General features: G+C 41.8%; 24 protein-coding genes and 3 pseudogenes. 9 read left to right on the top strand and 18 right to left on the bottom strand.

Features of this window, described 5'->3' with window-relative positions; translation table 11 throughout:
- Positions 1-61 precede the first annotated feature (61 nt).
- From TZ97_RS09790 to TZ97_RS09740, 12 genes and pseudogenes are all read right to left on the bottom strand, one after another.
- Positions 62-1,693, bottom strand: a complete 1,632-nt coding sequence (locus TZ97_RS09790; RefSeq protein WP_037608308.1) for a Na/Pi cotransporter family protein — start codon at positions 1,691-1,693, stop codon at positions 62-64.
- A 449-nt stretch (positions 1,694-2,142) separates the two neighbouring features.
- Positions 2,143-2,493 (bottom strand): 30S ribosome-binding factor RbfA, encoded by a 351-nt coding sequence (gene rbfA / locus TZ97_RS09785; protein WP_003003976.1) that lies wholly within the window; start codon positions 2,491-2,493, stop codon positions 2,143-2,145.
- A 73-nt stretch (positions 2,494-2,566) separates the two neighbouring features.
- Positions 2,567-5,062: pseudogene (gene infB, locus TZ97_RS09780) on the bottom strand (translation initiation factor IF-2); the annotation flags it as partial.
- 95 nt (positions 5,063-5,157) lie between these two features.
- Positions 5,158-5,281: pseudogene (locus tag TZ97_RS11090) on the bottom strand (translation initiation factor IF-2 N-terminal domain-containing protein); the annotation flags it as partial.
- Positions 5,282-5,297: 16 nt separating this feature from the next.
- Positions 5,298-5,597, bottom strand: coding sequence for a YlxQ-related RNA-binding protein (locus TZ97_RS09775; protein ID WP_045760253.1), 300 nt, complete (start codon positions 5,595-5,597; stop codon positions 5,298-5,300).
- Positions 5,590-5,886, bottom strand: a complete 297-nt coding sequence (gene rnpM, locus TZ97_RS09770) for an RNase P modulator RnpM (protein WP_003010401.1) — start codon at positions 5,884-5,886, stop codon at positions 5,590-5,592. The genes TZ97_RS09775 and rnpM overlap by 8 nt, the downstream gene beginning before the upstream one ends.
- A gap of 14 nt (positions 5,887-5,900) precedes the next feature.
- A complete protein-coding gene (gene nusA, locus TZ97_RS09765) occupies positions 5,901-7,043 on the bottom strand; it encodes a transcription termination factor NusA (protein ID WP_003010402.1) in 1,143 nt (380 codons plus the stop codon).
- A 44-nt stretch (positions 7,044-7,087) separates the two neighbouring features.
- Positions 7,088-7,567: a ribosome maturation factor RimP gene (gene rimP / locus TZ97_RS09760; protein WP_023920253.1), complete on the bottom strand. Its 480-nt coding sequence runs from the start codon at positions 7,565-7,567 to the stop codon at positions 7,088-7,090.
- Positions 7,568-7,664: 97 nt separating this feature from the next.
- Positions 7,665-8,300, bottom strand: coding sequence for a tRNA (guanosine(46)-N7)-methyltransferase TrmB (gene trmB / locus TZ97_RS09755; protein ID WP_024056398.1), 636 nt, complete (start codon positions 8,298-8,300; stop codon positions 7,665-7,667).
- Positions 8,297-9,091, bottom strand: a complete 795-nt coding sequence (gene ccrZ / locus TZ97_RS09750) for a cell cycle regulator CcrZ (protein ID WP_003003852.1) — start codon at positions 9,089-9,091, stop codon at positions 8,297-8,299. The genes trmB and ccrZ overlap by 4 nt, the downstream gene beginning before the upstream one ends.
- Positions 9,092-9,131: 40 nt before the next feature.
- Complete coding sequence (locus TZ97_RS09745; RefSeq protein WP_045760252.1) at positions 9,132-10,187, bottom strand: ABC transporter permease; 1,056 nt, start codon at positions 10,185-10,187, stop codon at positions 9,132-9,134.
- Positions 10,184-10,915: an ABC transporter ATP-binding protein gene (locus tag TZ97_RS09740; RefSeq protein ID WP_045760251.1), complete on the bottom strand. Its 732-nt coding sequence runs from the start codon at positions 10,913-10,915 to the stop codon at positions 10,184-10,186. Before TZ97_RS09740 ends, TZ97_RS09745 begins: the two co-directional genes overlap by 4 nt.
- A 67-nt stretch (positions 10,916-10,982) precedes the next feature.
- On the opposite strand from TZ97_RS09740, the gene TZ97_RS09735 reads away from it, so the two are divergent.
- Together TZ97_RS09735 and TZ97_RS09730 are read left to right on the top strand one after the other, a co-directional pair.
- Positions 10,983-11,396, top strand: coding sequence for an HIT family protein (locus TZ97_RS09735; RefSeq protein ID WP_003012582.1), 414 nt, complete (start codon positions 10,983-10,985; stop codon positions 11,394-11,396).
- Between the two features lie 12 nt (positions 11,397-11,408).
- Positions 11,409-11,699: a hypothetical protein gene (locus tag TZ97_RS09730; protein WP_003012641.1), complete on the top strand. Its 291-nt coding sequence runs from the start codon at positions 11,409-11,411 to the stop codon at positions 11,697-11,699.
- Positions 11,700-11,720: 21 nt separating this feature from the next.
- Here TZ97_RS09730 and lytR read toward each other — a convergent pair whose 3' ends face one another.
- The 4 genes from lytR to TZ97_RS09710 form a co-directional block, all read right to left on the bottom strand.
- Positions 11,721-12,914: a glycopolymer--peptidoglycan transferase LytR gene (gene lytR / locus TZ97_RS09725; protein ID WP_045760250.1), complete on the bottom strand. Its 1,194-nt coding sequence runs from the start codon at positions 12,912-12,914 to the stop codon at positions 11,721-11,723.
- A gap of 13 nt (positions 12,915-12,927) precedes the next feature.
- Positions 12,928-13,458 carry a GNAT family N-acetyltransferase gene (locus TZ97_RS09720; RefSeq protein ID WP_045760249.1) on the bottom strand — a complete coding sequence of 177 codons (531 nt, stop codon included), beginning with the start codon at positions 13,456-13,458 and terminating at the stop codon, positions 12,928-12,930.
- Positions 13,451-13,906 (bottom strand): tRNA (adenosine(37)-N6)-threonylcarbamoyltransferase complex ATPase subunit type 1 TsaE, encoded by a 456-nt coding sequence (gene tsaE / locus TZ97_RS09715; protein ID WP_045760248.1) that lies wholly within the window; start codon positions 13,904-13,906, stop codon positions 13,451-13,453. Before tsaE ends, TZ97_RS09720 begins: the two co-directional genes overlap by 8 nt.
- A gap of 176 nt (positions 13,907-14,082) precedes the next feature.
- Positions 14,083-15,504 (bottom strand): NCS2 family permease, encoded by a 1,422-nt coding sequence (locus TZ97_RS09710; RefSeq protein ID WP_045760247.1) that lies wholly within the window; start codon positions 15,502-15,504, stop codon positions 14,083-14,085.
- Positions 15,505-15,679: 175 nt separating this feature from the next.
- Between TZ97_RS09710 and TZ97_RS09705 the strand changes: the two genes are divergently transcribed.
- The 7 genes and pseudogenes from TZ97_RS09705 to serS all read left to right on the top strand — a co-directional run bounded on the left by TZ97_RS09705 (position 15,680) and on the right by serS (position 22,773).
- A complete protein-coding gene (locus TZ97_RS09705) occupies positions 15,680-16,492 on the top strand; it encodes a Cof-type HAD-IIB family hydrolase (protein WP_045760246.1) in 813 nt (270 codons plus the stop codon).
- Between the two features lie 189 nt (positions 16,493-16,681).
- Entirely contained in the window at positions 16,682-17,704 is a 1,023-nt protein-coding gene (adhP, locus tag TZ97_RS09700; protein WP_045760245.1) for an alcohol dehydrogenase AdhP, read from the top strand.
- A gap of 373 nt (positions 17,705-18,077) precedes the next feature.
- Complete coding sequence (locus TZ97_RS09695) at positions 18,078-19,067, top strand: PTS sugar transporter subunit IIB (RefSeq protein ID WP_003010431.1); 990 nt, start codon at positions 18,078-18,080, stop codon at positions 19,065-19,067.
- Between the two features lie 27 nt (positions 19,068-19,094).
- Positions 19,095-19,898 (top strand): PTS mannose/fructose/sorbose transporter subunit IIC, encoded by an 804-nt coding sequence (locus TZ97_RS09690; RefSeq protein ID WP_045760244.1) that lies wholly within the window; start codon positions 19,095-19,097, stop codon positions 19,896-19,898.
- An 18-nt stretch (positions 19,899-19,916) separates the two neighbouring features.
- Positions 19,917-20,829, top strand: a pseudogene (locus TZ97_RS09685) (PTS system mannose/fructose/sorbose family transporter subunit IID).
- A gap of 80 nt (positions 20,830-20,909) precedes the next feature.
- Positions 20,910-21,278 (top strand): DUF956 family protein, encoded by a 369-nt coding sequence (locus TZ97_RS09680; protein ID WP_023920226.1) that lies wholly within the window; start codon positions 20,910-20,912, stop codon positions 21,276-21,278.
- A 217-nt stretch (positions 21,279-21,495) separates the two neighbouring features.
- Positions 21,496-22,773 (top strand): serine--tRNA ligase, encoded by a 1,278-nt coding sequence (serS, locus tag TZ97_RS09675; RefSeq protein WP_045760243.1) that lies wholly within the window; start codon positions 21,496-21,498, stop codon positions 22,771-22,773.
- Between the two features lie 42 nt (positions 22,774-22,815).
- On the opposite strand, the gene TZ97_RS09670 is transcribed toward serS, so the two are convergent.
- Entirely contained in the window at positions 22,816-23,586 is a 771-nt protein-coding gene (locus TZ97_RS09670; RefSeq protein WP_023920222.1) for an acetyl-CoA carboxylase carboxyl transferase subunit alpha, read from the bottom strand.
- Positions 23,579-24,445 carry an acetyl-CoA carboxylase, carboxyltransferase subunit beta gene (gene accD, locus TZ97_RS09665; protein WP_045760242.1) on the bottom strand — a complete coding sequence of 289 codons (867 nt, stop codon included), beginning with the start codon at positions 24,443-24,445 and terminating at the stop codon, positions 23,579-23,581. Before accD ends, TZ97_RS09670 begins: the two co-directional genes overlap by 8 nt.
- Between the last annotated feature and the right edge of the window lie 40 nt (positions 24,446-24,485).

Genomic DNA, 24,485 nt, shown 5'->3' with positions numbered 1-24,485 from the left:
TTTTTGAATAGAATCCAACAAAAAACAGAGTAAGCTTCCTACTTACTCTGTTTGACGTTCCTTAAATTTGCTCGATTTGTACTTTTTCAGCGAGATTCATGGCATGGTCTGCAACACGTGTATAGTGAGAAATGATATCAATAAAGTTTACTCCGGCTTGAGGTGTACATTCGCCTTGGTTCAAACGACGAATATGGGTTTTCCGAAGTCTTTTCTCCAACTTTTCAATTGCCTCGTGACGTGCTACCAATTGGTTTGCAAGACTCACATCATTGTTCTCAACAGCTTTTAAGGCATCCTCTACAAATTGATGGGTTTGGTTGTAAATATCTTCCAATTCAGCCAAGGCCGCTTCTGAAAAGACCACTTTCTTACGAATTAAATAATCGGTCAGATTGATCAAGGCTTCCGCGTGATCTCCAATCCGCTCCAAATCCCGTGAAGAATCCAAGATATTGGTGAGAACTTCACTTTCTCTCGGACTCAAGGCTTCACTTGACAAACGAATCAGGTAGCGAGTCAAATCATCATCAATGGTATTGATGGCTTCTTCTGTCTTATGACCCTTTTCAGCTGTTTTCTCATTTTGATGAACAATATAATCATAAGAAAGATTAAAAGCTTTGTCTGCATATCCACCTAAATGAAGCAACTCTTTTTTCGCATTTCCAAGAGCAATCGAAGGCGCTTGGGTGATCAAGTTTTCATCCAAGTAGAGCGGTTCATATTTGACAACCTCATCCTCACCAGGAATCAGCTTGGTCACAAAGTATGCCAAAGCTCCAATGAATGGGAACTGGATGATGGTATTGGTTATATTAAAGGTTCCGTGAGCAAAGGCTATGGTCATTTCTGGGGATAAATGAAGAGTCGTTTCAAACCATTGAATCAAAGAGGTAAACGGAACAAGGAAGACAAGACAGATAATGGTTCCGATAACATTAAAGGCTACATGGGCACCTGCCACACGTTTGGCCGCAATATTAGCTCCCAAGGAAGCAATGATAGCTGTAATGGTCGTTCCGATATTATCACCAAAGAGAACTGGGAGGGCTCCTTTCAGGTCAATCAAATGACTAGCATAGAGATTTTGCAAGATACCAATGGTTGCAGAAGAGGCCTGAATCAAAAGTGTTAAGCCTGATCCAACAAAGACACCCAAGATAGGACTTTTACTTAACTGCACCATATAGTCACGAAAGACTTGCAAATCTTTAAGAGGTTCCATAGCCCCACTCATCAAGTTGAGGGCAAAGAAGATACCACCGACACCAAAAACGATTCGTCCAACATTATTAACCAAACGATTTTTGGTAAAGAAGAGACAAACCGCTCCGATAAAGAGCATGGGAAGAGCGTAGTCTCCTAATTTAAAACCAATGATAAAGGAGGTAATAGTCGTTCCAATATTGGCCCCCATAACAATACCAATAGCTTGACGGAGGGTTAGAAGTCCTGCACTCACCAGACCGACCGTAATCACTGTAACCCCTGAACTCGACTGAATCAAGGCAGTCATCCCAATCCCTACTAGAACCCCTAGAAAGGGATTACTCGTATATTTATCAATATAGTATCGAAGTCGATCTCCTGCAGCCTGTTGCAAGCCTTCTCCCATGGTTTTAATACTATAGAGAAAGAGCCCCAGGCCTCCCAAAAAGTTAAATACAATTTCCTGCCAGTTAATCGACATGTTCATTCCTCCAAATTTGAGATCAGAAATAAAACTCCTCTCCTATTGTAAAGGATAATTTCCAATCACACAAGAGATTTCTGTAAATTTCTATTATTTTTTGAAACCGTTTTTCCTTCTGTTTTATTTTCCTCGTTTTAAGAGCCAAAAAAAGAGGGTGGAAAATTTCCAACCCGAGACTGTAGACAAACTATTCTTTTTTATAAATCTAATAAATTCTATAAAAAGAAATGTTACTCGTTAGAGTGATTCAATCATCTACTGAAACTTTTCGTCGTGAGAAAAGTACCTGAAACTTAATAGTTTCAGGTACTCGGAATTATTGAGACCTTAGGCTCAATAATTAGTCATGGAACTTCGAAGAAGTTCGCTGACGTCCGTACTCACCTAAGGAAAGTTTCTAAGAAGACTTTGTCTTTCAATCTGGGCGTGGAAAATTTCCAACCTCTCTAGTCTTTGTTCAAATTGCGTAACATCTCATCGATCTTGTTACCGTATTCGATAGACTCGTCTTTGACAAAAGTAAGATCCGGAATCTTGTACAGTTTCAAATTCCGACCTAATTCACGCTTGATGGTTCCTGTTGCTTTTTCAAGGCCTGTCTGAGCCTTTTGATTGTCTGAAGCCAAATCACTCATAATTGAATAATACACTTTGGCCATAGACAAATCACCTAGCATTTGAACATCCGTAATAGTAACGCCTTGAACACGCGGGTCACGGACTTTCTTTTGTAAAATCTCATTGACTTCACGCTTGATTTCCATCCCTACTCGATCTGTCCGAAAATGACTTGCCATAGGAACTCCTTTCTGCTTTGTGTTTAAAAACTAGGAAATCAGAGAAAATTCCTCTTTTTTCCTAGTCAGCCTCTTATTTTTTAATTTCTTCCATGATGTAGGCTTCAATGGTATCGTCTGTCTTGATATCATTGTAGCCTTCAATCATCAATCCACCTTCACGACCATTTGTGATCTCTTTGACATCATCTTTGAAGTGTTTCAAGCTTGCAAGAGCTCCGTCATAGATCACGACACCGTCACGAATGACACGGACTTTGGAATCACGTGTAACCTTACCACTAAGGACCATAAATCCACCAATGGTACCCACTTTTGAGACTTTAAAGGTTTCACGAATAACTGCTTCCCCGATCACTTTCTCTTCGAACTCAGGATCCAACATACCCTTCATGGCATCTTCCATTTCTTCAATCACTTTGTAGATGATTGAGTGAAGACGGATTTCCACCTCGTCAGCTTCAGCTTGTTGACGTGCTTGTGGAGTAGGACGGACGTTAAATCCGATGATGAAGGCATTTGAAGCTTCTGCAAGGGTCACGTCTGATTCGTTGATCGCACCAACTGCTGAGTGAACGATGGTCACTTTCACACCTTCTACTTCAATCTTTTGAAGGGAAGCAGCAAGAGCTTCAACCGAACCTTGTACATCGGCTTTAATGATGACATTAACGGATTTCACTTCCCCAGCCTTCAAGGTATCAAAGAGATTTTCAAGGCTGACGCGGTTGGTTGCTTGACGTTGTTTCATCAGAGCACGTTTGGCACGTTCTTCACCCGCTGCACGCGCTGATTTTTCATCTTCATAAACCGCAAAGTGGTCACCCGCCATTGGCGCTTCGTTCAAACCAGTGATAGAAACCGGAGTAGATGGTCCTGCAACCTTCACACGACGTCCAAGGTCATTGGTCATGGCACGGACACGTCCAAAGGTATTTCCGACAACGATTGGGTCTTGAACATTCAAGGTACCTTGTTGAACAAGGAGGGTTGCCACTGCACCTTTTCCTTTATCCAAACGCGCTTCGATAACGGTACCGATGGCACGAACAGTTGGATCTGCCTTGAGTTCTTGGATTTCAGCCACAAGAAGGACCGTTTCCAAGAGTTCATCGATATTTTGGTTGAACTTAGCTGAGATTTCTACAAACTCAGAATCGCCACCCCAGGCAGTTGACATAACCCCATGTTCCGCCAATTCACCGATGACACGTTCTGGGTTGGCACCTGGTTTATCAATCTTGTTAATAGCCACAATGATTGGGACATTCGCCGCTTTTGAGTGGTTAATAGCTTCGATAGTCTGAGGCATCACCCCGTCATCTGCCGCTACGACCAAGATGGTAATATCCGTAACAGATGCACCACGCGCCCGCATAGAAGTAAAGGCCGCGTGTCCAGGTGTATCCAAGAAGGTAATCTTCTTACCATTTTCCACGATTTGGTAGGCACCGATGTGCTGGGTGATTCCTCCCGCTTCACCTGTTGCTACACGTGAATTACGAAGAGTATCCAAAAGGGTAGTTTTACCGTGGTCAACGTGTCCCATGATGGTGACAACTGGTGGACGCTCTACCAACTCATCTGGATTCAAATAACCATCTTCAACGAAGAAGCGTTCGATATCGGCATTGTCCACTTCAACCTTTTTCTTGGCTTCAATTCCATAATCCACCATCAAGAGTTCAATCGTATCTCCATCCAGCGATTGATTTTGAGTCGCCATGACTCCCATCATAAAGAGTTTCTTGACGATTTCAGCCGGTTCACGCTTGATGCGTTTTGCGATTTCGGCAACCGTCATTCCATCCGTATACTCAAATTCACTTGGTAATTCATGGAATTTACGCTCTGTTACTGGTTTTGGAGCATCATTACGGTTGTTCTTTCCTTTTTTATTTTTCTTATTGTTATTCCAGTTACTATTTCTCTGATTTCTCACTTGATTTTGACTATTTCGATTCCTTTGTTGTTTTCTTGGACCATCTTCTTCACGATCAAAATCATCGCGTTTCTTATCTGGTCGCGCTTGTTTCTTCCGACGTGTATCGACTTGAGCTGGAGCAGCAGCAACAGCTGGTTTTGTATGGTTCTCAACAGCTGGCTCCTGTACAGGTGCTTTCACTTCTGGTGCTTCTACCCGTTTCCGGCGCTGTTGACGTTCTTGTTCTGCTTTTGCAGCTTGTTGTTTGTAGCGATCTTCACTTCCACGTGCGTATTCAGCATTTTGTTCAGCTTTCAGTGCTGCTGCACGCGCTTTGAAATCAACTTTTGGTGCCACTTGGGGTTGTGCACTACGTCTTTGATCTGGTCGGTTATTACGACGCTCAGAACCTTGATTTCGCTGTTCATTTCGCTCTTGTGGTCGTTGATTTCGGTTGTCACCATGACGCTGATTATCTTTGCGATCACGTTTTGGACGATTGTCTTGTTGTTTCCTACGTTCAGCCTGTTCTTTTGCACGCGCTTCTCGTTCCGCTTTAAAGTTACGACTCTTTGGTTTAGCAGCTGGCGTTACTGATTTTGTCTCAGTTGCTCCTTCTTTTTTGACAGGCGCTGCTTCTTTTTTCTCTGCGACAGCCGTTGTCTTGGCAGCCACTTCTGCTACTTTCTTTTCGACTGTTTCTTTTTTCGCTGCAAAGCTCTTGATCAGCTTTTCAGCAACATCAGTATCGACACTAGATGCATGACTCTTGACGTCAAAACCTAATTCTTTCGCACGAGTGACGACTTCCTTACTTTCCTTGCCCAATTCTTTGGCAATTTCGTATAATCTTTTCTTAGACAATTGCTGTCCTCCTCTTCTATTCCATAAGAGACCTCATTTTCTTTGAAAATCCAGCATCTACAACAGCGACGACCTTACGAGAACGTCCAATTGCAGTGCTTAATTCTAGTGTTGAAAACACGGTAGATACTTGAACCTCATAATAGTGACCCTTATCCGTCACCTTTTTTGTCAGGTTACTAGCTGCATCATTTGCCAGAAAAACTAATTTTGCTTTTTCTTCCTGGATTGCTTTGATCACGAGTTCTTCTCCAGAAATGAGTTTTCCTGCTCTTTGCGCCAAGCCCAACAAATTACTTATCTTTTGCTTATTCAAGGCCTAACTCTCTTCTCTTCACCTTATGATCTACATAAGCGATCAATTCATCATAGAAAGCTTCTTCCACTTCCATATTAAAGCTACGATTAAAAACTTTCTTTTTCTTAGCAAGTGCCGCTTCTTCATTGTCTAGCTTGATGTAAGCACCTCGACCATTGGCCTTGCCAGTTGGATCGATAAAGACTTGTCCTTCTTTATTTTTGACAATGCGGAGCAAATCGCGCTTATCAATAATTTCATTTGAAACGACAGATTTTCTTAAAGGGATTTTTCTTGTTTTTACCATTTTCCCTCCCTCACTTAGTCGACTTGCTCTTCGCCACTTTCTACTTGGTCTTCAAAAGTTTCTTGAGCTGCTTCCATTTCTTCGAACTCACTTGCAGATTTGATATCGATGCGGTAACCAGTCAAATGAGCCGCCAAACGAACGTTTTGACCACGACGACCAATAGCAAGAGATAATTTGTTGTCTGGAACCACAACGAGAGCATGTTTGCTATCTTCATCATCAAAAATAACTTGGTCCACTTCTGCAGGAGCGATCGCATTGTAGATAAATTCAGCTGGATCTGGAACCCACTCGATGACATCGATGTTTTCTTCTGTCGGAACCATACGGTCTAATTTTTGATCGTATCGAGCTGGGTGGAACTTGCTGGTAATCTTTTTAATGTTCGATCCACCACGACCAACGATAGTCCCAATCGCATCTACGTTTGGATTATGGCTACGAACCGCAACTTTTGTACGATCTCCAGCTTCACGCGCTACACTCATAATCTCAACAGTTCCATCATAAACTTCAGGAATTTCTTGTTCCATCAAACGTTTGATCATTTCAGGATGGCTTCGGCTAACAAAGACATTGACACCACGTGGATTATCTTCTACCTTGTAGACAAAGACTTCAATCCGGTCATGAGATTGGAACACTTCTCCTGGAATTTGGTCTTGCTTAGACAATTGAGCTTCGATTGAGCCAAGATTGACATAGATAAAACGATTGTCAAAGCGCTCCACCGTTCCACTCATGATTTCATTTTCATGTTCTTTATAAGTGTTATAGGTGATGGTGCGCGTTTGCTTACGCATTTTTTCCATGATGGTTTGTTTGGCAGATTGAGCTGCTACACGACCAAATTCAGCTGGTGCTTCTTCAAACTTGATCTTATCCCCCAACTCATAAGCAGAGCTAATGGCCAAGGCATCCTTCAAGCTGATTTCTAAACGGCTATCAAAGACTTCATCCACCACTTCACGAACCGTATAAACACGGAAATCTCCAGTTTTTTCATTGAATTCAATCGCTGCACTTTCTGATTGTCCATAACGACGGCGATAAGCTGAACGCAATGATTCTGTGACTGCTTCGATGATATCTTCTTTTTTGATCCCTTTGTCTTCTTCCAAAATGCGGAAGGCTTCTAGCATTTCTTTACTCATGTTTTTCTTGCCTCTACTATAAAGGCATCCTTTCTTTCATTCTGTTACAATTTTACAGCCAACCTTGCTTTGGACACAAGGTTATAAGGAATTTCTACAGTTTTCTTTCGTGTTTTATCCATATACTCAATGGTCAAAACATCCTCTTCAAAACCTACCAAGTTTCCCTCAAAGACCTTTTGCTTTTCAACAGCCTTATACAAGCTGATATTGACATACTTGCCAACAGCTCCTTCGAGTGCTTCCTTGGTTTTCAATGGTCTCTCCAAGCCAGGACTGGTAACTTCTAAAAAGTACTGTTCTGGAAATGGGTCTGGTTTGATTTGATCCAATAGCGGGCTAATGATTTCTGTCAAATCCGCTGTATCATTCAGTGTGATCCCTTCTGGTTTGTCTACGAAAATGCTTAAGACGTAGTCACCACCCATTTTGCCATATTCAACATCGACCAATTCAAATGGTTCCTGGATGGCAGGCTGAATCACTTCTGTTACTAAGTCAACAATCGTTGCGATGGTTGCCACCTCCTCATAGATAAGAGGCGAAGATATTTCCCCGCCTCTCCTTTTCTATTCATTTAAGGTATTATAACACGATTCCCCAATGATTGCAAGGAATATGCTAAAACTGTGCTTCTACACGGTAAATGACCTGTCCTTTACTTGAGAACTTTTTCTCATATTCCGTCATGACATTCCCCTCAAAATCACTAGCATGAAGGTCTAGCCAGACTCCCTTCAAAGTCATACCATACTGTGAAAAGCTCACCAAACTGTATTCAAACAGACCTCGATTATCTGTTTTAAAGTGAATCTCCCCATGTTCTGGAAGAATTTGCTTGAAGGTATCCAAGAAAGTCTTGTAAGTCAAGCGACGCTTCTCATGACGTTTCTTTGGCCATGGATCTGAAAAATTCAGATAGAGTTGATCAATTTCCCCATCTTCAAAATAGTTGGTCAAGCTATCTCCGTCTACCCAAAGCAATTTAATGTTAGGAACATCAGCTTCTAAGACCTTATCTAAAGCATAACTCAAGACCGATTTTTGAATATCAATTCCGATGTAGTTGATCTCTGGATTGGCCTTGGCCATTCCAGTAATAAAGGCCCCTTTTCCGCTACCCACTTCGATATGAATAGGATGGTCATTCCCGAAAATTTCATGCCATTTTCCCTTGGCATCTTCTGGATTTAGGACCACATATTGCGGGTTCGCTTCTAATAATTCAGTCGCTCCCTTGCGATTTCTAACTCTCATATTTCCTTTCCATATTTCAACCGGAAATTGCGCAGAGCATAGATCTCGCGATTGACATTTTCTAAATCATTATTTTCATAGTATTTAGCAATTTGGCACAAGAAAGAGTATTGACCAAACCAATAGAGTTTATCAAATACTTTTTGATTGTACTTGTAGCCATAATAGCCTAACCAATCGCGCCAATTAGAATCTGGGATATAGTGACTCAAGATATGCGCCACATCCAACATCCGGTCTGTCAAACGAACAGAGTCCCAATCGACTAGATAAATCAAGCCGCTCTCTGTCTCAATCCAGTTACTATGACGGACATCCCCGTGGACGATCGTCGCATAATCCTCCCGAAAGGCAGGCACTGTCTTCCGTAAATTCTTTACGACTGATTGGATATAGTGGTTCTGACGTAGGGCAATTGGCAACCGGTTGCTCCAAGAATTGAGCAATTCTAATGGAGATTCCACAGGATAGCCAAGTTTTTTCAATTGGGTCATCAAAGGTCTAGAACGGTGCAATCTCGTTAAAATATTGACCACTTGTTTTTTCGACATCCCATTTGGCGTGAGAATTTCCCCATTCAACCATTCTTGGGCACTCATCACATTTCCATCTGGCAATCGTCGACTCCATAACAATTGAGGAGCAATCTGTTCTTTTGCTAGACCCGCAAGGATTGGGGTCGTATTCATTTTTACAAAAACGCGCCCACCATCTGGGTAGGTCCCCATGTAGGCCTTCCCACTCTTCCCAGGAATTGGGGTGAGGCTTAGCTCTTTTTCATTCGAGTCCATCTTTTCCTCCGTAAAAAGTTTCCAATCTATTTTACTAATTTTAACGACTTTCGTCAACCAAGCGCGCCATCTTAAATGGAAGATAGAGTAGGATTAAAGCAACTGTATAAGCCAATAAGCCTAACAACAGGACTTTATCTGAAATAAAGACCAGGCCAATTCCCCCTTCTATCACCGTTATCATCCCCATGACCAGCTGAATCGTTTTGTTCAACCCTGCCTTTTTACTGCCCTTTTTCATCGGGAAAAGGAGGGTCAAGGGTTGGTAATCAAAAGCACTGTAAAGCCCCAGTAATTGAAAAATAACCAAGTAATTGAGCAAGGCTACAAGGGCAATCACTACGAGGGGTTGGGGAATAAAGATGATAGCGAGAATGGAAAGAGCCAAGAGTCGTAGAGTCATAGAGAAAAGATCTCCATTCCGTAGGAAGGAGCGCATATATAAGTGAAGCCAAGTATTGCTATGTGTTTTGGGAAGAAGCCCTAAGAAACCATCCAAGTACGCTCTTCTTTTGACACTGTTAGTAATACCTTTCACCGTTGTAAACAAGGCAAAGAAGCGAAGAATCAATTGTTTCCTTGCATTCTCACGAGCAATAGCCAAGGGCCAATTTAAATTTTCATCCTGGTAGAAACGCGCTTCCTTCCAGCTAAAAACAGCCCCTTTAGCCACCCCTAAGACAAGGATATAAGCTACAATAGCAAGTTTATCCAGCCCTGTTGCCAGAAGAAGAGGCACAAATAATAGAAGGACAAAACTTTGAATCAAAAACCAAAACACAAAAGACTTCTTGGCCTGCCCTTTGACATAACGTTTCACTTCCTCTTCCTTTACCAAAAGGAATAAAGCATCGGGCTTCTCTAAGTAGGTCGCAATGGAGCCAATCGGAACCAAGAGGAGCAAGCCAATCATGAGACTCCAGCGGATCAGGCTTGTATCTTTGGGTAGATCTTGCAAGAATTGGCTGTATTGAACCGCCAAAAATCCTATGAAAATCAACATAAAGAGAACGAAATGATCATTGAGAACATAGCGGCTATATTTTACACATTGAGTTCGAAACGTTTCTTGCCGTTTTTTCATCAACTCTTTCATGCTGTTTCCTCTTCTGTCAAGGTCATGTAGATATCATTTAGACTTGCTTTCTCATCCCCAAAAGTTGAACGCAGCTCGTCCAAGGTCCCTTTTGCTCGGACCTGACCCTTATGGAGGATCACAAAACCATCACACATCTTTTCAGCCGAATCCAGAACGTGGGTACTCATCAAAATCGATTTTCCTTTTGCTTTCTCATCTGCCAATAACTGAATCAAATCTGCAATCGCAACAGGATCCAATCCCAAAAAGGGTTCATCGACAATATAAAGACTTGGATCCACTGCATAGGCGCAAATAATCATGACCTTTTGCTTCATCCCTTTTGAAAACTGGGTCGGGAACCAATCTAATTTTTCAGCCAAACGAAATCGTTCCAACAAAGGCTGGACGCGCACCATGACCTGATCCATGTCTAAATCATAGGCCATAGCTACGGTTTCGATATGCTCTCTCAAGGTTAATTCTTCATATAGGCTAGGGGTTTCTGGAATATAGCCAATTTTTTTACGATAGTCAGTTGGAGCTTCTGGAAGACTCAAGCCGTCAATCCGTACTTCCCCAGCATAAGGATGCAGGAGACCAATAATTTCATTAATCGTGGTTGACTTCCCAGCTCCATTTAGTCCAATCAAACCAATCAGTTGGCCATCCGGAACTGAAAAACTCACCTCTTTCAGGACAGGGATGTTGACATAGCCCCCTGTCAACTTGTTGATTTCTAACATATTTTCTCCGATTTCTGGTATAATGTTCTTATATTATAACAAAATTTAGTCTAAAAGAGGTGTATTTATGGTTGACGATTGTATTTTTTGTAAGATTATAGCTGGCGACATTCCTTCCTCCAAAGTCTATGAGGACGAGGAAGTCCTCGCATTTTTGGACATCTCTCAGGTTACACCAGGTCATACGTTAGTGGTTCCAAAAAAACACGCTCGCAACCTCTTAGAGATGGACGAAACCGCCACAGCTCAACTATTTGCACGTGTTTCTAAAGTTGCAAAAAAAGTAGAAGCTGCTACCCAAGCTAAGGGAATGAATATCATCAGCAACATGGAAGAAGTTTCTGGACAAACCGTATTTCACACACATGTCCACATTATCCCCCGCTATTCCGATCAAGATGAGCTTGCCATTTCATTTACTGAACACGAGCCTAATTTTGAACAACTAGCAGTTCTCGCAGAAACCATCAAAAACAGTTAAAAAGGAGGCCATATGAAACTCAAAAATCTCTTTTGGTTTGCAACAGGAGCTAGCATTAGCTACCACCTAGTAAAAAACCGCAAAGAAATTAAAACAGAGGTGACTGAATCCAGCCAATTGGTCAAGGGAATTCAAGATAACCTAGCAAAAATCCAACGCAATCTGGATATTATCCAAGACCAAAAGACCAATCTTCAAGAATTGGTAACGGATTTCCAATACAAGACCAAACTATTTAGTCAACAAGCAACAGCCTCTCTAAAAGAAATTCAAGACATCTGGCAACCAAGTAAAAACGATTGAGAAAACTCAATCGTTTTTTTCTTATTCTGAAGGTACCGTAGGTGTCACACTGCTCGACTCTGTAGCTACAGGAGCAACTGGTGTCACTGGTGCAACAGAACTTTGAGGCGTCACCACTCCCGTATCCTGGGTCGATGGTACAACTGGTAATTGATTAAACTCTTGGTAAACAGGCGCTTCCCCAGATGCTGGAACTGGATTTTCAGTTTGAGAAGAAGAAGACTTCAAATCTTCATCTCCATCTAATAGGTAAGCATTGGTTTTCAATGTTTTGATTTCTTTTAGTCCCAAAGCTTTGCGGATGATATTTTGAATTTTCAAGAGATGTTTTGAAGTGACAATCTGATAACTTCCGCCATCTGCTAAGGTGGCATCTTCTCCTTTCAACTGGTACTGATGAATCGTTGAAAGGGCATCTTTATATCCTAACAATTGAAGAAGACTGTTGCTATCAAGTGAAATGTTGGTTTGCATATTGTCACTAACAGACTCAATGATTCCTTTGTAGTGACTCAAACTATTGAGGCTTAGAACTTTCTCAACAATCTTTTTGATCACTTCACGTTGGCGTTTTTGACGTCCGTAGTCTCCTTCTGGGTCTTGGTAGCGCATCCGTGAATAAACGAGAGCTTGGTCCCCATTAATCTCCTGACGTCCTGGTGCGATCTTAGCCGTATATTCTGGCTCATTTTCCTCGATCGAGATATCGAAGTCAAATGGATTGTTAACCGTGATGCCACCAACCTTATCCACTAATTGAACCAATCCCTTCATATTGATCATGACATAGCGGTCAATATGGATATTCAAAAGATCTTGAATGGTCTTAATGGCTAACTTGGCACCACCTTGAGCATAAGCCGAATTCAATTTTGCTTGGACCGTTTCGCCATCTGAAGTAATATTGGTTAGGATATCTCTTTCCAAGCTCGTCATGGTTGTTTCTTTTGTTTGAGGATTGACAGTCACCAAAATCATGGTATCACTATTTCCGGCCCAAGGATCTTCCCGAGAACCGCTACCTGTATCAACCCCCATCAAAAGGATGGTCATCGGCTTGTTTTCTGCAATAACATTGGTCTCATTCCCAAAGCCTTTATAGGTCTTACTGAGAGTCCCAGTCGTTTGGTTTAGGATGGTAAGGCCATAGGCCCCAATCCCAATCACTGTTACCGTCAATAAGCTCAAAAACATCAAAATAATTTTTTTAACCATATAGAATCTCTCTCTAATCTATCAGTTTCCCCATAAGGTAAACATCTAAGAATTCTCCTTCAGCTGAACAAGCTCCACGAGCTTGGCAACCTTCGATCTCAAAACCTAACTTTTTATACAGGTGAACTGCTCGTTTATTGCGCACTTGGACATTCAAGACTAGTTTGCGAAGAACACCGGTCGAGTGCGCCCACTCGATCCCTTCTTCCAACAAGATCTGTCCAAGTCCTTGATTCCAATAAGCTTTTTGAACCACAATAAAGACATCACCAATATGCCGAATGGACCGTTGAGAAGCTGCAGTGATATTTAACAAAGCTGCCAGTTCCTGATCTAGAAATAGCAAGAGGCAAATCCGGTTTTCCGCCATCTCTTGCACCATCAGAAATTGCTCCATGTCTGCTGGAGACATGCCAATCCCAGCTTCATCTAGCGTCATGTAATCTGACTCTTTCCCAACTTGATTTAAGAAATCAACGACAAGAGCCGCATCTGCACTGTCAGCTTGCCGAATTTCTACTGTTACTTCCTTTTCCTTAGTCATCCGTTTTTTCCACCTGCTCAAAGGATGCTAGCAAAGCTTTTGCACGCGCTCCATGAGCTTCAAAAGCTAACTCTCGCCCATCTTCTAATTTTCGGATAAAAATTTTAAGATAAGCATCCGAGAGACTCGGCTCAATCAGCTCTCCCCATTCAATAATGGTAGCACCATTTCCAAATAGAAAATCATCTAAATCAATAGAATCTGGATCATTCCCAATCCGGTAAACATCCAAATGGTATAAAGGCAAGCGACCTTCGTATTCACGAACAATGGTATAGGTCGGGCTTTTAATCATCTGATCAATCCCTAACCCCTTTGCAATTCCTTTGGTAAAGGTCGTTTTTCCTGCCCCTAGATCACCTGATAAGATAATCACGTCTTGCTTTTCTAAGAGTTTTCCTAGCTGTTTTCCTAGAGCGATCAGCTCCGTTTCATTGTGACTAATCATTTCTCTATTATACCAAACTTTTTAAAAATCTGCTCTTTCTTTTAGAAATTGTTCGACTCCGGTTTGTTTTTGAGAAAAAAATCAGGAAATACAGGAAATTCTCCCATTCATTCCCTCAATCCATCTAAAAAGGAATGGGAGACAACTCCCATTCCTTTTTGGTACCTTCCTGATGCTTAATTCAAAGCCATGCTAACGTAGTTTAAAATAAAGAGAACATCTAAAATCCAAATCATGCTGTGCACTTCTTTGGCTTGTCCTTTAACCACTTTCACCAAGCTATAGGTGATAAATCCAGCAGCGATCCCTTGTGTAATCGAGTAGCTGAAGCCCATAAAGATAGAGGTGAAGAAAGCAGGAACTGCTTCTGACATATCTTCCCAATGGATATTTTTCAAGCCACTCAACATCATGATCCCAACAACAATCAAAATTGGGGCTGTAGCAGCGGTCGGTACAATCGCCAACAAAGGACTAAAGAGACTTGAAATAGCAAAACAGATCGCTACAACCAAGGCTGTCAAACCAGTGCGTCCACCAGCTCCAATACCAGCTGCAGATTCAACATACGTCGTTACGTTTGAAGTTCCTGCAATAGCTCCGACTGAAGTCGCTACAAGGTCTGAATAGAGGGCCTTATCTAATTTCGCTGATTGATGGTTTTCCCCATTTGTCGCAACAATCCCAACTTTTTCACCCGTACCGATCAAAGTTCCGATTGTATCAAAAATATCAGTCAAGGAGAAGGCTAAGATGGCCATTAAGGTCTCAGGCAAACGAGACGTATTGGAAATCAAAGAACCCAATCCTTTCGATCCTAAAGCTTGACCAAAGATCGTGCCTAAATCATTAAAGGCAGCTCCTAGATGGTTACTTGCAAAGTCGATTTTACTGATATCAACAACATGGATGAGAATTCCAAGAACAGTCGTTGCTAAGATGGAAAGGATAATCCCACCTTTAATCCCTTTGACAACAAAGAAAATAGTAATCGCAAGACCAACAAGAGCCAAGAGGACAGCTGGATTGTTAAAATCAACCAATCCAGGAACAGCAGATGCATTTGCTGAGATCGTTGCATTCGCCTTATCTGCTCCTTCTCCGACCACTGTATAGGTATGAGGGTCAATCGTGAATTTCAAAAATCCTGCATTCTTAATTCCAACATAGGCCAAGAAAATCCCGATCCCCGCTGAAATAGCAGAGCGAAGAGCTGTCGGAATCGATTCGATGATCATCTTCCGAACATTTGTCAATGTGATAATCAATGAAATCACTCCACAAATGAAGACCATCCCCAAAGCTTCCTGCCATGAGTAGCCCATACCAAATACAACGGTAAAGGTAAAGAAGGCATTCAAGCCCATCCCAGGTGCTTGTGCATAAGGTAAATTGGCATAAAAAGCCATCATCAAGGTCCCGACAACGGATCCAATAATCGTTGCAAGGAAGACTCCTTGAGCTGGCATACCTGTTTGTGACAACATTTGAGGGTTTACGAAGAGGATATAACTCATCGCAAAAAAGGTTGTCAAACCAGCAAGAACCTCTGTTCGAACAGTGGTTCCATGTTCTGAAAGTTTAAAAAACTTATCCATTTCAGAATAAACTCCTTTTTCATCATTCTCGCTCCCAATCAATTTGCGAACGTTATTTCTATTTTACCAAAAGATCTTTCGCCTTTCAAGAAATCCTACTTCTCTTCTCGATTTTTGAGCGCTTTTCCGATTTTTCTGATATAATGGTCTCATTCTTCTCGAAAGGAACTGAAATATGCATAAAAAGATGATCGCTCTAGATCTAGACGGCACTCTCTTAAATTCCGAAAGCAAATTGAGCGACTTTACCATTGATACGATAAAAAAAATTAGTGCTCTTGGCCATAAAGTCATTATTACAACAGGCCGCCCCTACCGTATGGCACATACCTATTACAAACAACTAGAGCTAGATACTCCGATGATCAATTTTAACGGCTCCCTTACGCATCTACCTGAGAAAAAATGGGGGGATGAACAATGTTTGACTTTAGATAAAAAATACCTGCTAGATATGGTCGCTAACCGGGATACCATCCAAGCGGACTTTATAGCAGGCGAATACCGCAATAAATTCTTTATTACCGATCCAAATGAGCACGTTGCAGACCCTAAATTATTCGGTATTGAATCTTTCCAACCAGAAAATCAATTCAATCCCGAGCGGGTAACGAGCGACCCAAACTGTATCCTCTTTCAAACGAAAGCGGAAGACAAATATGCTCTGGCAGATGAAATGAATCGGCATTATGACTACAATCTGTCTATAAATACTTGGGGGGGTCCCTTAAATATTCTGGAATGCAATCCCAAAAATGTGACCAAAGCATCTGCTCTGACCTACCTTCTAGATAAACTCAATATGGATCAGAAGGATTTGATTGCCTTTGGAGACGAGCACAACGATACCGACATGCTAACTCTCGCTGGTCATGGATACGCCATGAAAAATGCTAGCTCCGTCCTTCTCCCTTACGCGGATTCCGTCACAGATTTCACAAATAACGAAGATGGTGTCGCGCGCCAACTCATTCAATTATTCTTATAATAGGAACAGACATGAGTTATCCCCTCATGTCTTTTTCTATCCTAAATACTTAATCGGTTAATCAATACCCTCCTATTTTTATATTTTTTTCATTGCCTTGCCATCTAGTTTGTGATATTATTAACATAGTTATTAAAGAAGCGCTTTCAAAAAACTAAATCGCTTCTCGTTCACTTAAGGAGGAACAAAATGAAAGCTGTTGTTGTAAATCCAGAAGGTACTGGTGTTGAAATCGTTGCAAACAAAGACATGCGTCCACTTGAAACAGGGGAAGCTCTTGTTCAAATCGAATACTGTGGTGTCTGCCACACTGACTTGCACGTTGCTCACGGAGACTTTGGTAAAGTTCCAGGCCGTGTTCTTGGACACGAAGGAATCGGTATTGTTAAAGAAGTTGCTCCAGATGTTAAGAGCCTAAAGGTTGGGGATCGTGTCAGTGTCGCATGGTTCTTCGAAGGATGTGGAACTTGTGAATACTGTACAACTGGTCGTGAAACTCTCTGTCGTACTGTAAAAAATGCTGGTTACTCTGTTGATGGAGGAATGGCTGAACAATGTATCGTTACTGCAGATTACGCAGTGAAAGTACCTGAAGGATTAGATCCAGCCCAAGCTTCTTCTATTACGTGTGCAGGTGTTACCACTTACAAAGCTATCAAAGAAGCCAAAGCTGAACCAGGACAATGGATCGTTATCTATGGAGCTGGTGGACTAGGAAACTTGGCTGTTCAATATGCTAAGAAAGTCTTCAACGCACATGTCATCGCTGTCGATATCAACAATGATAAACTAGAATTGGCGAAAGAAGTTGGTGCAGATTTTGTCATCAACGGTCGTGAAGTCGAAGATGTTCCAGGATTGATCCAAGAAAAAACAAATGGTGGAGCTCACTCTGCTGTCGTAACAGCTGTTTCTAAAGTAGCTTTCAACCAAGCAGTAGATTCTGTTCGTGCAGGTGGCCGCGTGGTCGCAGTTGGTCTTCCTTCTGAAATGATGGACCTCAGCATTGTGAAAACTGTATTAGATGGTATCCAAGTCATTGGTTCTCTTGTAGGAACTCGTAAAGATTTGGAAGAAGCTTTCCAATTTGGTGCAGAAGGCCTGGTAGTCCCTGTCGTTCAAAAACGTCCAGTAGAAGATGCTGTCAAAGTCTTTGATGAAATGGAAGCTGGAACCATTCAAGGACGTATGGTACTTGACTTTACAAACTAAACAACTGAACCTACAGGACTAGCCCAACTGGGCTAGTCTTTTTGAGTGCTCTCAATCACTCTTATATACAATTTGTTATATATTTATTTTTGTTTTCGAGAATATCGTTTGATTCTCGGAATCTTTTCATTGAGAACAAAATCCTATAAAACATATCTATTATTGATTTTTTAAGCATCAACAAGTAATAAACAAAATTCATTCAAGAGCATTCTTTTTCTATCTAACGATAATTTAATATAATAAATCAATGTTTTTACATCGAGATTTTGATAGAAAAATTGACTTAAGTGTGGAAACGATTTATAATAAAGTAGCTTAAAGTTTTCTTAAACTGAAAGTCAAACAAATTTTATAAGGAGGAATGTCAATAATGAGTATTGGTATCATTATTGCTAGCCACGGTGAATTTGCAGCTGGAATCCACCAATCCGGCTCGATGATCTTTGGAGATCAAGAGAAAGTTCAAGTGGTTACGTTCATGCCAAGTGAAGGCCCGGATGATCTCTATGCTAAATTTAATGCAGCTGTTGCCGCATTTGATGCAGAAGATGAAGTCTTGGTTTTGGCTGACCTTTGGAGTGGTTCTCCATTTAACCAAGCAAGTCGCGTCATGGGAGAAAATCCAGATCGTAAATTTGCGATCATCACAGGATTAAACCTTCCGATGTTGATTCAAGCTTATACAGAACGTTTGATGGATGCAAATGCCGGCGTTGATCAAGTCGCTGCAAACATCATCAAGGAAGCAAAAGACGGTGTCAAAGCCCTTCCAGAAGAATTAAACCCTGTTGAAGAAGCTAGTACAGCCGCTGCTGCTCCTGTAGCCCAAGCTGCTATTCCAGAAGGAACAGTTATCGGAGATGGAAAACTCAAGATTAACCTTGCCCGCTTAGATACACGTCTTCTTCATGGACAAGTCGCAACTGCTTGGACACCTGATTCAAAAGCCGACCGGATCATTGTTGCTTCAGATTCTGTTGCCAAAGATGAACTCCGTAAGGAATTGATCAAACAAGCGGCACCAAATGGTGTGAAAGCAAACGTTGTCCCAATTCAAAAATTGATCGACGTTGCTAAAGATCCACGTTTTGGAAATACCCATGCTTTGATCTTATTTGAAACACCTCAAGATGCTCTTCGCGCCATCGAAGGTGGTGTTCCGATTAAAACCTTGAACGTTGGTTCAATGGCCCACTCAACTGGTAAAACCATGGTGAACAATGTGTTATCAATGGATAAAGATGATGTGGCTACATTTGAAAAAATGCGTGATCTTGGAGTTGAATTTGACGTCCGTAAAGTGCCAAATGACTCTAAGAAAGATTTGTTTGACTTAATTAACAAAGCTAACGTTCAATAATCGATTACTTACGAAAGGATTTTAAACATGTCTATTATTTCTATGGTATTAGTGGTCGTTGTTGCCTTCTTAGCAGGTCTTGAAGGTATCCTTGACCAATTCCAATTCCACCAACCCCTTGTTGCTTGTACCTTAATCGGTTTGGTAACAGGTAACTTGACTGCTGGCATTATGCTTGGTGGTTCACTTCAATTTATTGCACTTGGCTGGGCAAACATTGGTGCCGCAGTTGCACCCGATGCTGCCCTTGCATCTGTCGCTGCTGCCATCATCATGGTACTTGGGGGAGACTTCAGTACAAAAGGAATCGCTGTCGCTCAAGGTGTCGGTATTCCACTTGCAGTTGCTGGTCTTTTCTTGACCATGATCGTCCGTACCCTTTCCGTTGGTTTGGTTCACACTGCCGACGCTGCTGCTAGAAAAGGGGATATCAAAGGTGTAGAACGCGCTCACTTTGTGGCCCTTCTTCTTCAAGGTCTTCGTATCGCCATTCCTGCAGCCCTCTTGTTGATGATTCCTGCTGAAACTGTCAAAACTGCTCTTGAACAAATGCCAAAATGGCTCTCTGATGGAATGCAAATCGGTGGTGGTATGGTTGTAGCCGTTGGTTATGCCATGGTTATCAACATGATGGCGAGCCGTGAAGTATGGCCATTCTTTGCCATCGGTTTTGCTCTTGCAGCCGTTAGCCAATTAACTTTGATCGCTCTTGGAGCAATTGGTGTTGCCCTTGCCTTGATCTACCTTACTCTTTCTAAGAAAGGTGGCAATGGAGGTGGCGGTGCCGCTACTTCTAACGATCCAATTGGCGACATTCTCGAAGACTATTAAGAAAGGTGTGACACTATCATGACTGAAAAATTACAATTATCTAAATCAGATCGTCAAAAAGTTTGGTGGCGTTCAACCTTCTTGCAAGGTTCTTGGAACTATGAACGGATGCAAAACTTGGGTTGGGCATACTCATTGATCCCAGCTATCAAAAAAACTCTACACAAAGAAAGAAGACCAAGCGGCTGCTCTTGAGCGTCACATGGAATTCTTTAACACTCACCCATACGTTGCCGCTCCTATCATCGGGGTAACGCTTGCTCTTGAAGAAGAAAGAGCAAACGGTGCTGCTATTGACGATGCTGCTATCCAAGGGGTTAAAATTGGTATGATGGGTCCTTTGGCGGGTATCGGAGATCCAGTCTTCTGGTTTACAGTACGTCCAATTCTTGGGGCTCTTGGTGCATCACTTGCTGCGTCTGGTAACATCCTTGGCCCACTCATCTTCTTTATCGCATGGAATGCGATTCGTATGGCCTTCTTGTGGTACACGCAAGAACTTGGCTACAAAGCAGGTTCTGAAATTACCAAAGATATGTCTGGTGGGATCTTGCAAGACATCACTAAAGGGGCTTCTATCCTTGGGATGTTCATCCTCGCTGTCTTGGTAGAACGTTGGGTATCTATTAAATTCGTCTTCAATGTTTCTTCTGTCAAATTAGACGACAAAGCTTATATCCACTGGGATAAACTTCCTGAAGGATACAAGGGTATCCAAGAAGCCTTCGCTCAAGTTGGTTCAGGCCTATCTCAAACACCTGAAAAAGTTACAACTTTCCAACAAAACTTGGATTCATTGATTCCTGGTTTGATGGGATTACTTCTTACTTTTGCTTGTATGTGGTTGTTGAAGAAAAAAGTATCTCCAATCACCATCATCATCGCTCTCTTTGTAATCGGTGTACTAGCACACGTTGCTGGCTTGATGTAAGCAAAGATCAACTAAAAAGAAGGTTTCGGCCTTCTTTTTATTATGATATAATGGAGTGAACAGCAATACAGGAGGATCTCATGGCTCAATCATTGAATAAAACCGTTGAATTCCATACTACAGGGGTTTCTTACCTTGGAGTGGGGGGAAAGGTTGGAAAAATCCTAGTCGGGAATGCCGCTTTTGAATTTTATGCGGATGCAAATGTAGAAGACTACATCCAAATTCCCTGGCAAGAAATCGAGCGAATCGGAGCCAATGTATCCGGACGTAAAATTAGCCGCCATTTTGAAATCTATACCAGAGAATCAAAATTTCTCTTTGCTTCAAAAGACTCTGGAAAAATTTTAAAGATTGCTCGGGAACATCTAGGAAATGATAAAATTGTCAAACTTCCTACGTTGATCCAAATCATCACGGCTAAAATTAAAAATCTATTTGCAAAATAGAATCTTTTCTTGTATAATAGACGCAAACGGATAAGTAAGTTAAGAGTCTCTTTCAGAAAGTCTGCGGTTGCTGCGAGCAGATAGAAATCTTAATTGAAATTCTACCGTTTCTTTAAAATACAATATCGAATCAAGTGCACACCTGTGAAGTTGGATGGAACCGTGGCTCTGCCACTCCAACACTCTAACAGGTGTGTTTTTTGTTAAAGGAGAAGCTATGTTAGATATTAAACGGATTCGTACAGACTTTGATGCGGTTGCTAAAAAATTGGCAACACGTGGCGTAGATGCAGCTATTTTGAATGAAATGAAAGAAATCGATGCCAAACGTCGAGATATCTTAGTCAAAGTAGAAAATCTCAAAGCAGAGCGCAACACCGTATCTGCTGAAATCGCACAAGCTAAGCGCAACAAGGAAAATGCAGATGATAAGATTGCTGCCATGCAAACCCTCTCTGCAGAAGTCAAAGCATTGGATACAGAATTGGCTGAAATCGATGCCAAATTAACTGAATTCACTACTACCCTTCCAAATATCCCTGCTGATAGTGTCCCTGTTGGAGCAGATGAGGATGACAACGTTGAAGTTCGCCGTTGGGGAACTCCTCGCGAGTTTGACTTCGAACCAAAAGCTCACTGGGATTTAGGTGAAGACCTTGATATCCTTGACTGGGAACGCGGAGCTAAAGTTACTGGTGCTCGTTTCCTCTTTTACAAAGGACTTGGAGCTCGCTTAGAACGCGCTATCTACAACTTCATGTTGGACGAACATGGCAAGGAAGGCTACACTGAAGTCATCCCTCCTTACATGGTCAACCATGATTCTATGTTTGGTACTGGACAATATCCAAAATTCAAGGAAGATACTTTTGAACTTAGCGATACTAATTATGTCCTCATTCCAACTGCTGAAGTTCCTTTGACAAACTACTACCGCGATGAAATTCTTGATGGGAAAGACCTTCCAATCTACTTCACCGCTATGAGTCCATCATTCCGTTCAGAAGCTGGTTCAGCTGGTCGTGATACTCGTGGATTGATCCGTTTGCACCAATTCCATAAGGTTGAAATGGTGAAATTTGCCAAACCAGAAGATTCATATGGTGAATTGGAAAAAATGGTTGTCAATGCTGAAAATATCCTTCAAAAACTGAACCTTCCATACCGTGTAGTAGCTCTCTCAACGGGAGACATGGGCTTCTCAGCTGCCAAGACTTACGACTTAGAAGTATGGATTCCAGCGCAAAACACCTACCGTGAAATCTCAAGCTGTTCCAATACAGAAGATTTCCAAGCTCGCCGTGCGCAAATCCGCTACCGTGATGAAGCAGATGGCAAGGTAAAACTCCTTCACACTTTGAACGGTTCTGGGTTGGCTGTCGGACGTACCGTTGCTGCTATTCTTGAAAACTATCAAAACGAAGACGGTTCTGTGACCATTCCAGAAGTCCTTCGCCCATACATGGGTGGCGCAGAAGTCATCGCACCAAAATAAAGTTTAAAAAAACTGAGTCTTGCAAATTGCAAGCTCAGTTTTTTAATATTTACGAAAACGTTGGTAGCGTTGCTCCAAAAGATCTTCGAGAGGCAAGGCTTGTAAAACCTTTAACTCTTCCTGTAATTCCTTCTTCACTTGAGCCAGTAGTTCTCCATTTGAAAATCCATGCTCGGGAATCACCTTATCGACAATTTCCATATTTAACAATTCGTGAGAAGTAATCTTCATCAACTCTGCTGCTTCCATTGCACGGCTTCCATCTTTCCAAAGAATAGAGGCAAAACCTTCTGGACTCAAGACCGCATAGATGGAGTTCTCAAGCATCCAGACCTTATCTGCTACAGCAAGAGCCAAGGCACCACCAGAACCACCTTCTCCGATGATAATCGCGATAATTGGAACTTTTAGATCACTCATTTCCATGAGGTTGCGGGCAATGGCTTCCCCTTGTCCTCGTTCTTCAGCACCAACACCGGGATAAGCACCCGCTGTATTGATAAAGGTCACAACTGGACGGCCAAATTTCTCCGCTTGCTTCATGAGACGCAAAGCTTTTCGATAACCTTCTGGATGGGGTTGCCCAAAATTACGCTTTAGGTTATCCTGAAGATTTTTCCCTTTTTGGATCCCGACGACTGTAACGGTTTGATCACCTAAGCGTCCAATCCCACCAATCACTGCACCATCATCACGGAAGTTTCGATCTCCATGTAATTCGATAAAATCATCAAAGATTCCTTGAGCAAAATCAAGCGCAGTCAACCTTCCTTGATCACGTGCCTCTTTTATAATCTGTGTTATTTTACTCATGTTTACCTCCATGAAGGGCCAATAATTGTCCAACTGTTGCTCGGATTTGGCTTCTCTCCACGATCAAGTCAACAAATCCATGTTCTTGTAGAAATTCTGCTTTTTGGAAATCATCTGGCAATTTTTCACGCACAGTTGATTCAATCACGCGCCGACCGGCAAACCCAACCAAGGCTTGACTCTCTGCCATGATAATATCACCTTCCATAGCAAATGAAGCCGTTACCCCACCGGTTGTCGGATCTGTCAATACCGTCAAATAGAATAATTTTTCTTTAGAATGACGTTGAACAGCCGCAGAAATTTTTGCCATTTGCATCAAACTCACGATTCCTTCTTGCATCCGAGCACCACCGGAAGCGGTAAAAAGAACAACTGGCAATTTTTCTTTTGTCGCAAATTCAAATAAACGAGTAATTTTTTCGCCTACTACAGAACCCATTGAAGCCATGATAAAGTTGGAATCCATGATCCCAAGCGCAACTTTTTGCCCTTTAATCAAGGCAGCTCCAGTCAGGACAGCTTCATCCAGTCCTGTCATTTCCCGCACTGCTGCTAATTTCTTCTTATAATTTGGGAAATTCAAAGGATCTGTCGTTTCGATTCCTGTAAACATTTCTTCAAAGCTAGCTGGATCCACTGTCAACGCCAAGCGTTCTTTAGCAGAAATACGGAAGGTATAGCCACAATTCGGGCATACTCGTTCACTACCTAAATCCTTTTGGTAAATGGTATGTTTACAACCTGGGCATTGTGAAAATAGTTCATCAGGAACTTCAGGTTTTGGCTGAGGCTCCTTCCAGGCTGACCTATTCGGATTGATCCGAATATATTTATCTTTTTTAGAAAATAATGCCATTACTTACTCCTTATAATATGCTACAGTATCTGAAGCATTA

The sequence above is a fragment of the Streptococcus parasanguinis genome (genome assembly GCF_000963275.1).
GTDB lineage: Bacteria > Bacillota > Bacilli > Lactobacillales > Streptococcaceae > Streptococcus > Streptococcus parasanguinis_B.
This window is presented reverse-complemented; position numbering and strand designations above follow the sequence as displayed.

Coding starts and splice junctions, on each gene's coding strand:
- TZ97_RS09790 (WP_037608308.1), bottom strand. CDS start 1,693: ATGTCGATTAACTGGCAGGAAATTGTATTTAACTTTTTGGGAGGCCTG.
- rbfA (WP_003003976.1), bottom strand. CDS start 2,493: ATGGCAAGTCATTTTCGGACAGATCGAGTAGGGATGGAAATCAAGCGT.
- rnpM (WP_003010401.1), bottom strand. CDS start 5,886: ATGGTAAAAACAAGAAAAATCCCTTTAAGAAAATCTGTCGTTTCAAAT.
- nusA (WP_003010402.1), bottom strand. CDS start 7,043: ATGAGTAAAGAAATGCTAGAAGCCTTCCGCATTTTGGAAGAAGACAAA.
- trmB (WP_024056398.1), bottom strand. CDS start 8,300: ATGAGAGTTAGAAATCGCAAGGGAGCGACTGAATTATTAGAAGCGAAC.
- ccrZ (WP_003003852.1), bottom strand. CDS start 9,091: ATGGACTCGAATGAAAAAGAGCTAAGCCTCACCCCAATTCCTGGGAAG.
- TZ97_RS09745 (WP_045760252.1), bottom strand. CDS start 10,187: ATGAAAGAGTTGATGAAAAAACGGCAAGAAACGTTTCGAACTCAATGT.
- TZ97_RS09740 (WP_045760251.1), bottom strand. CDS start 10,915: ATGTTAGAAATCAACAAGTTGACAGGGGGCTATGTCAACATCCCTGTC.
- TZ97_RS09735 (WP_003012582.1), top strand. CDS start 10,983: ATGGTTGACGATTGTATTTTTTGTAAGATTATAGCTGGCGACATTCCT.
- TZ97_RS09730 (WP_003012641.1), top strand. CDS start 11,409: ATGAAACTCAAAAATCTCTTTTGGTTTGCAACAGGAGCTAGCATTAGC.
- lytR (WP_045760250.1), bottom strand. CDS start 12,914: ATGGTTAAAAAAATTATTTTGATGTTTTTGAGCTTATTGACGGTAACA.
- TZ97_RS09720 (WP_045760249.1), bottom strand. CDS start 13,458: ATGACTAAGGAAAAGGAAGTAACAGTAGAAATTCGGCAAGCTGACAGT.
- tsaE (WP_045760248.1), bottom strand. CDS start 13,906: ATGATTAGTCACAATGAAACGGAGCTGATCGCTCTAGGAAAACAGCTA.
- TZ97_RS09710 (WP_045760247.1), bottom strand. CDS start 15,504: ATGGATAAGTTTTTTAAACTTTCAGAACATGGAACCACTGTTCGAACA.
- TZ97_RS09705 (WP_045760246.1), top strand. CDS start 15,680: ATGCATAAAAAGATGATCGCTCTAGATCTAGACGGCACTCTCTTAAAT.
- adhP (WP_045760245.1), top strand. CDS start 16,682: ATGAAAGCTGTTGTTGTAAATCCAGAAGGTACTGGTGTTGAAATCGTT.
- TZ97_RS09695 (WP_003010431.1), top strand. CDS start 18,078: ATGAGTATTGGTATCATTATTGCTAGCCACGGTGAATTTGCAGCTGGA.
- TZ97_RS09690 (WP_045760244.1), top strand. CDS start 19,095: ATGTCTATTATTTCTATGGTATTAGTGGTCGTTGTTGCCTTCTTAGCA.
- TZ97_RS09680 (WP_023920226.1), top strand. CDS start 20,910: ATGGCTCAATCATTGAATAAAACCGTTGAATTCCATACTACAGGGGTT.
- serS (WP_045760243.1), top strand. CDS start 21,496: ATGTTAGATATTAAACGGATTCGTACAGACTTTGATGCGGTTGCTAAA.
- TZ97_RS09670 (WP_023920222.1), bottom strand. CDS start 23,586: ATGAGTAAAATAACACAGATTATAAAAGAGGCACGTGATCAAGGAAGG.
- accD (WP_045760242.1), bottom strand. CDS start 24,445: ATGGCATTATTTTCTAAAAAAGATAAATATATTCGGATCAATCCGAAT.